Source organism: Gordonia sp. ABSL11-1 (genome assembly GCF_030315685.1).
GTDB lineage: Bacteria > Actinomycetota > Actinomycetes > Mycobacteriales > Mycobacteriaceae > Gordonia.
The window spans coordinates 1-6,146 of the sequence record NZ_JASXSI010000050.1; the positions used below are offsets into that span (position 1 = coordinate 1).

At 64.3% G+C, this 6,146-nt stretch carries 8 protein-coding genes and 4 pseudogenes; 6 read left to right on the plus strand and 6 right to left on the minus strand.

The genetic code is table 11. The features are described 5' to 3' along the window. The 3 genes and pseudogenes from QSJ19_RS26100 to QSJ19_RS26110 form a co-directional block, all read right to left on the minus strand. A pseudogene (locus QSJ19_RS26100) lies at positions 1-309 on the minus strand (HNH endonuclease); the annotation flags it as partial. A gap of 353 nt (positions 310-662) precedes the next feature. Next, a complete protein-coding gene (locus tag QSJ19_RS26105) occupies positions 663-1,067 on the minus strand; it encodes a type II toxin-antitoxin system VapC family toxin (RefSeq protein ID WP_286323967.1) in 405 nt (134 codons plus the stop codon). A gap of 3 nt (positions 1,068-1,070) precedes the next feature. Further along, entirely contained in the window at positions 1,071-1,349 is a 279-nt protein-coding gene (locus tag QSJ19_RS26110; RefSeq protein WP_286323968.1) for a type II toxin-antitoxin system Phd/YefM family antitoxin, read from the minus strand. Positions 1,350-1,428: 79 nt separating this feature from the next. Here QSJ19_RS26110 and QSJ19_RS26115 point away from each other — a divergent pair, with 79 nt between their 5' ends. From QSJ19_RS26115 to QSJ19_RS26920, 5 genes and pseudogenes are all read left to right on the plus strand, one after another. Next, positions 1,429-1,614, plus strand: a complete 186-nt coding sequence (locus QSJ19_RS26115) for a hypothetical protein (RefSeq protein WP_286323969.1) — start codon at positions 1,429-1,431, stop codon at positions 1,612-1,614. Beyond that, positions 1,611-1,661 (plus strand): annotated as a pseudogene (locus QSJ19_RS26915) (hypothetical protein); the annotation flags it as partial. The gene QSJ19_RS26115 and the pseudogene QSJ19_RS26915, both read left to right, overlap by 4 nt. A 12-nt stretch (positions 1,662-1,673) precedes the next feature. Beyond that, a complete protein-coding gene (locus tag QSJ19_RS26120; protein WP_286323970.1) occupies positions 1,674-1,802 on the plus strand; it encodes a hypothetical protein in 129 nt (42 codons plus the stop codon). A gap of 147 nt (positions 1,803-1,949) precedes the next feature. Then, positions 1,950-2,405, plus strand: coding sequence for a hypothetical protein (locus QSJ19_RS26125; RefSeq protein ID WP_286323971.1), 456 nt, complete (start codon positions 1,950-1,952; stop codon positions 2,403-2,405). Then, positions 2,303-2,578, plus strand: a pseudogene (locus QSJ19_RS26920) (hypothetical protein); the annotation flags it as partial. The gene QSJ19_RS26125 and the pseudogene QSJ19_RS26920, both read left to right, overlap by 103 nt. Positions 2,579-2,633: 55 nt before the next feature. Here QSJ19_RS26920 and QSJ19_RS26130 read toward each other — a convergent pair. The 3 genes and pseudogenes from QSJ19_RS26130 to QSJ19_RS26140 all read right to left on the minus strand — a co-directional run. Further along, positions 2,634-2,795 (minus strand): annotated as a pseudogene (locus QSJ19_RS26130) (IS1380 family transposase); the annotation flags it as partial. 498 nt (positions 2,796-3,293) lie between these two features. Further along, a complete protein-coding gene (locus QSJ19_RS26135) occupies positions 3,294-4,961 on the minus strand; it encodes a thiamine pyrophosphate-binding protein (RefSeq protein ID WP_286323972.1) in 1,668 nt (555 codons plus the stop codon). Next, positions 4,958-5,746, minus strand: coding sequence for a cyclase family protein (locus tag QSJ19_RS26140; protein ID WP_286323973.1), 789 nt, complete (start codon positions 5,744-5,746; stop codon positions 4,958-4,960). Before QSJ19_RS26140 ends, QSJ19_RS26135 begins: the two co-directional genes overlap by 4 nt. A 100-nt stretch (positions 5,747-5,846) precedes the next feature. Between QSJ19_RS26140 and QSJ19_RS26145 the strand changes: the two genes are divergently transcribed. After that, positions 5,847-6,110 (plus strand): type II toxin-antitoxin system Phd/YefM family antitoxin, encoded by a 264-nt coding sequence (locus tag QSJ19_RS26145; protein ID WP_286323974.1) that lies wholly within the window; start codon positions 5,847-5,849, stop codon positions 6,108-6,110. Positions 6,111-6,146: the final 36 nt, after the last annotated feature.

The following is a 6,146-nucleotide window of genomic DNA, read 5'->3' on the forward strand; positions in this document are numbered from 1 at the left end:
AAGTTGCGCTTTGCGACGTCCCACATCAGAGATCCGCAGGTGAGCGTTCATGAAATTCGGTAGAGACCGAAAACCCATCGCCCGGGGCACATCCCGATCCGAGAGATCCAGAACCTGCCGGTTGCCCTGAAACATCAGCCGATTGATCGCCCGCTCCGTCGCCTGAGCCGCCCCCACCAACTCGGCATCGGTGCACCGGGACAGATCGGCCTCCCCCAGCCGATCGAGCACCGACTGCAGATCGGCGAGCAGGCCCGGCAGTTCCGACAACGACTCAGCCACACCGTCGGCGATAGCCACCTCGGCCATGCTCACCCCCCGTGAGTCACATCGAACTTACGTTCGAAGGTACACAACCCCGCCGACACGTGCAACCTCCATATCGTTTGAACTACTCACGTACGGGGGAGCAAGGTCGTCGACCATCCGGACCGCCACACCTGTCGCTCCGAACCCTGAGCGGTCGAGGCGATGCCTGTGTCAAGAAGTGGCGATCGCGCGGTCGCCATCGGCGAACGGGTACCGCTGATTCGGTCAGAACGAACCGAGTGCGGCCCCGTCTGGCGGACCCGTGTCGTCGACATCAGTTCCGGTCTTCGATCGCGCGTTCCCGTTCGGGGAGCTGCCGCCGGGATGTGAGCGCAGGGTGGTCGGCGGCACGACTATTGATCCGCCTCAATCGGATCGGTCACACGCAGACCCAAGTGCGCCACAACGTCCTTCATTCGTGCATCATGCGTGGCCACGGTGGCCGGCTCACCGATGAGCAGCGCCGTCGCGAGGTGCAGCGCATCAAGTGTCTTGACGTGCGGCTCGAATGATTCTGCAACTGTGTGGGTTTCGGGGCCGATCTCGAGCATGCCGACGCGATCCAACAGTGGTGCGGCGTCGGCGAGCGGCCGGCCCTCTCGACGCAGGACTCGGATCACCTCTGTACGCAAGAGCCGCGACGACACAAACGTCGTTCCCGGTGACTGCATCCACAACTGAATGCGCCGACGATCCGGCACATCCAGAATCGTGCGGAGGGCCACCGATGAGTCGATGTACACCAATGCACCAGCCACGTCTCAGTGATCCCCGCGCATCTCATCCAGCAAGTCTTCGACCTCCGCGTCGGTGTACGTCCGTCCGCCCGGCCGATCGGGCCACGGAGCCGGATCCGAGGACGCGGGCGTATATCGTCCCTCTCGCTCCAGCCGCGCGAGCGTTGATCCGTGGACCGTGACTGCACTGATTCGCCAACGGGGTTTGCCTCGTTCCGTGACCACCACGTCGTCCGTATCGCTGACCTGATCGAGTACGGCGGCGGTTTGTTGGTTGAGCTCCCGTTTGCTGACCGTTCGCATGGCGACGATTGTACTACGGATGTAAGACATGCGGGTCTTGGAGTAGGCCGACCGCGGAGTCGCCACTGCCCTGTGCCACATGACCAATGACGCCGCGGGGCCGGAGGAGGTCCGCAGGCGGTTCGAGGACCTGATCGCCACCATGGACCCGCGCGAGCTGCCGGCACTACTCGGCACGCTCAGCCGTGCAGCAACGGACGGACGCCGGCAGCACGATGCATCGACGGTCCACGTACGGCACCCCCAGAAGACTGCGGCGGCCTGACCGACTCCGAATCGCTCGCCACAGTTCTGGACGACCCCGCGTATTTCGAGGTCACCGAGGTGAATGCAGCCCTCGACGACTCCGTTCGCCGGCTCTTCGACGCCGACGTGGACCCGCGGCTCGCCGAGCTGATCTACAGCCGTACCTGTGGTTTCTCGACCGCGCGAACGGCGACGGGCTGGCGCTGACGTCGGCCGGATATCTCAAGCCTGCCGACGTCACCGCGGCCAGCGCCGTGCTGCCGACCATGCGACATTGGATCGGCACCAAGAATCGTCAGGTGCAGTGCAGCTCCGCTGCTGTACTTCCGAGAGTCGCTGCAGCGGAACAAGCTGTTGCGCAAGTTCAAAGGCCGTCTGGTACTCACCCGCACCGGGAAGAGTCTTGCCGGAGATCCCAGCGCTCTGGCCGACCACATCGCCCGGTCGCTGATCCCGCTCACCGAGGACCGTTTCACCACGGAAGCCATCTACCTGTTGCTGTTCTTCGCCGCAACAACCGATGACGGCACACTGCCCTGCGATCGGATTGCGTCGTTACTCACCTATCTCGACTGGCGCCACGACGATGGCAGTCCAATCACGGACCGCGACCTCTACCACCTCGACGGCGATCCCTACCATCACGGAGGTATTACATCCGTCAGAGTCTTCCTCCGCGTAGTCACGGTCGGAATACCGTTCAAGGTATGGGTGAGTCATCGGAGTCTGTTACTGCGCAAGCCGGGGAACATCTGTTTCGCGCGCTGCAAAGCGCATCCCACGACGTCTTTCTGTCCAGCCCCTACCTGACGAAGGACGTCGCCAGCGAATTGGCGAGCTGCGCAAGAAGATCGTCTGCCCATTGGCGGCTCCTGGTGTGCCTGAATCCTGTCGCAATCGCTGGAGGATTTCTGTCAGTCAGTGGACTACGCGAATTGCTGAGCGCGGGCGTCATCATCCGGAGCGTGCAGCGCCTCCATGCAAAGTCATACCTCGTCGATCGTCAATTCGGTCTGGTCGGCTCGGCAAACCTTACGGGTTGGCGCCCTTATCGGTCGGCACGCTCAGATGCTCACGAGCCAGAGCACCGAGTCCAGCGTCGTCGGCCAACGCCATCACCGGAACCAAGCCCGCCGCGGCAAGGAGATTCGGGTCATCAAACGATGCAGACCTGACCGGGAGACTGTGAGACAATCGCATCTACGAGATGCCCTTCTTTGTGATTGAACGGAACCCTACGCAAGTCCCATTCTGTCACTCAGACAGGGCATTTCGTCTACCACTCACCGCCCAGCCACAAACAAATCGGTGGATCGAGGTTAAGCCCGGAGACCTGGTACTCATATATGCAAAAGAGACACAGGGCTGCTACGTGATAGTGGAGATCACCGAATCAGCCGTCCACAAACCTGATTTCGTGACGGAGCACAGCGGCGGCGAGGATTGGATTGGGAAACGTTGGCCTTGGGTCAACAGAACCCGGCCGCGATTCGTGCCGCGCGAGCTTGTCGTTGTCACCACCGCTCAGCTCGGCATCTCTCCCCAAGCGCTTCAGGGTGGCCACAAACGCCTGACACTGAGCGAATTCGCATCGGCCGTTCGGGCGCTATCAAGCCAGTCGCGCAACGTTGGTTAGGGCCAGGCAAGTGACTACCGACTGGTCGAGTAGCCGTGCGAAGAACGAACAGGCAAAAGTCGTCAATGCCCCGCAAACGCCTCCGCCAACCACCACGACCCACCGTCATTCGCGATCTTCGCGTCGATCACCAGCGGTCGAGCCGTTCCCTCAGAGCGGTACCCGTCGGCCCACTCCCCCACGGCATCGACATCATCGACCGACCGCACGGTCACGCCATCAGCTCCGAACCCACGCGCGATGGATGCGATATCAGTATCAGGAAAGGTCACTGTCTCAAGGTCGGCGTCGGTGAAGTGATGCACCTCAGCACCATAGGAGGCGTCGTTGTAGACGATCGTCACCAGTGGTAAGCCAAGCCGCACAGCGGTTTCCAGCTCGGCAATGCTCATCAGAAAGCCACCATCGCCGGTACCGAGCACCGGAAGTCGATCCGGCTGCGCCAGAGCAGCACCGATCGCCGTGTACAGACCGAGCCCGATGGACTGATACGCCTGAGTGAAGCAGAAACCGTTCTCGTCGGGCACCGACAAGTGCGTCGCCGGATAGCCCATGAAGTTGCCGGAGTCGATGGCGACGACACGGTCGGCGGGCAGGATCTCGTCGAGCGCTATGGTCAGGACTCGGGGGTCGATCCGATCGTCGGTGGAGATGTCGTCGACCGGAACATCCTGCCAGCGTGATGTTTCCGCGATTCTTTTCGCCACGTCGTCCGTGCGGTAGCGCTGCGCACCATCAGGTTCGGCGCTGGTGAGCTCGGCCAGGACGTCGGAAGCGGTCAGTCCGCAGTCGCCGATCACCCCGAGTCCCACAGGGCGGTGCGCACCGATCGCATCGACGTCGTCGTCGACCTGCACCACGACGGTCTCCGAACCGATCAGCCGTCCGTGCCGCATGGTCCACTGATTCAGCGCGCAACCCCATCCGACGATGAGGTCGGCGTCGGCGATGAGCTCGGCGGTGGTCGGCGACGAGAAGCCGCCGGAGATCCCGAGACTGAATGGATCGCCGACGAAGAGCCCGTTGGCTACTGCCGACGTCGCCACCAAAGCACCACTGGCCGAGGAGAGTTCCGCGATCACGGGTCCCGCATCCCGGGCACCTCGACCGGCGACGAACACCGGCCGTCGCGACGCACGGATCGCGTCCACCAAGGCGGTCACCGCGCCTGCGTTCGGCCGCACACGCGGCTGCTCGAACGACGACAGTATCGGCCCCTCAGCGGAGGCCGGCGTGGCCGCGACGTCGATGGCGACGTGGAGCACCACCGTCCGACGTTGCGTGACGGCAGTGCGATACGCGCGCACCACGTCGTCGACCACCGAGTCCGCGGAATAGACCCGCTCACTGACGGCACCGACGCTGCGCACCAACGTATTCTGATCGATCCGAAAGTTCGAGCGGAGGGCGGCCGCGGGACTGTCGGCGGTGAGCACAATCATCGGCGTGCGACTCTTGACGGCCTCGGTGATGCCGGTCATCGCGTTGGTGAGTCCGCAACCCTGATGCAGGGAAACAACTCCCACGCGGGACGACATCCGCGAGTAGGCGTCGGCCATCGTTGCGGCGCCGCCTTCGTGGCGGGCCGCGGTGAACGGCACGCCACCGGCGCGAAGGGCGTTGGTCATCACGAAATTGCCGCTACCGACCACCCCGAAGCAATGCCCGGCGCCGAGGTCGGCGAGGACGCGCCCGACCACGTCGGCGACGGTGGGTCCGTAGATGGTCACGCACCCGCCTTGTCGACGACCGCCAGCACACGTGACGGGCTGCCCGTGCCTCCGACGATGGGCAACGGGCTGACGACGATGAGCGCACCGGTCGCGGGCAGACGACCGAGGTTGCGCAGCGAGGTGAGGCCGTACTTGTCGTTGCCGAGGAAGTGGTTGTGCACCGGGAATGCGGGATCGAAGCCACCGGCCAGTCCGGCGTCGACGCCGACGGTCTCCACGCCGAGGCCGGCGATCTGACGCTGGGTGGCCAGCCATTCGGCGGCGTCGACCGCGACGCCCGGGGTATGCGAGCCGGTGTCGTCGGCGTTGAGGAACTCCGCCTCCGAACCGCCACGCGACTCCCACCCGGTGCGCAACAGCAGCCAAGCTCCTGGCGCGAGCGGACCGTAGGTGGTCTCCCAGGCTTCGACGTCGGCAATCGTCAGCAGGTAGTCGGGGTTGTCGGCGACCTGCGCGGTGAGGTCGAGGACCGCGGCCGGCCCGATGAGACGCTGGACGGGGATCTGGGAGACGTCGTCGCCGTCACGGCCGGTGATCCAGTGCACCGGAGCGTCGAGGTGGGTGCCGATGTGCTCGCCGGTGTGGATGTTGTTGTGCCGCCAGAACGGACCGGGCTCGTTGTAGGCGCTGACCTCCTCGAGGCTGAAGTCGATCAGGTTGACGAACGGCTCGGGCAGCCGCAGCGCCGGGGTGGCGGCGCTCAGCGGGGTGGTCAGATCAATGACCTCGAGGTCGCCGGAGGTCAGGGCCGTGAGGAAGGTGGAGATCGTCGTGGCGGGCATGAGGTCCTCTCGTCGATACCGAAACGTCGCCTCTCATCATTGTGGACGCAAGATCGCGACGGCCGTCCGGATTCACGCTCGGTGAGCGACGATGGACCACATGACCGAGGTGGATGTTCGCGAACTCGAAAAGAACGCTGCAGCGGTCGTCGCCGATGCCGCTGCCGGCGAGACGGTGATCATCACCGATAGAGGACGGCCCGTTGCCCAGTTGGCTCCGATCGCGGCGTCGCCATTGCAGCGGTTGATCGCCGCGGGCGCGGCCCGTCCGCCGCGACGCGATATACGTCAACTCCCACTCCCCGTGGCGAGTCCGCCGTTGTCCGGCGAGCTCACGGCCATGAGAGACGCCGAACGGTACTGAGCATCGCCGAATCCGTCGACAACCCGCGTGCGACTT

Bases quoted from the DNA above. Each gene is read 5' to 3' on its own strand.
- QSJ19_RS26145 (WP_286323974.1), top strand. From the start codon at position 5,847: ATGACCGAGGTGGATGTTCGCGAACTCGAAAAGAACGCTGCAGCGGTC.
- QSJ19_RS26140 (WP_286323973.1), bottom strand. From the start codon at position 5,746: ATGCCCGCCACGACGATCTCCACCTTCCTCACGGCCCTGACCTCCGGC.
- QSJ19_RS26115 (WP_286323969.1), top strand. From the start codon at position 1,429: ATGACCAATGACGCCGCGGGGCCGGAGGAGGTCCGCAGGCGGTTCGAG.
- QSJ19_RS26110 (WP_286323968.1), bottom strand. From the start codon at position 1,349: ATGCGAACGGTCAGCAAACGGGAGCTCAACCAACAAACCGCCGCCGTA.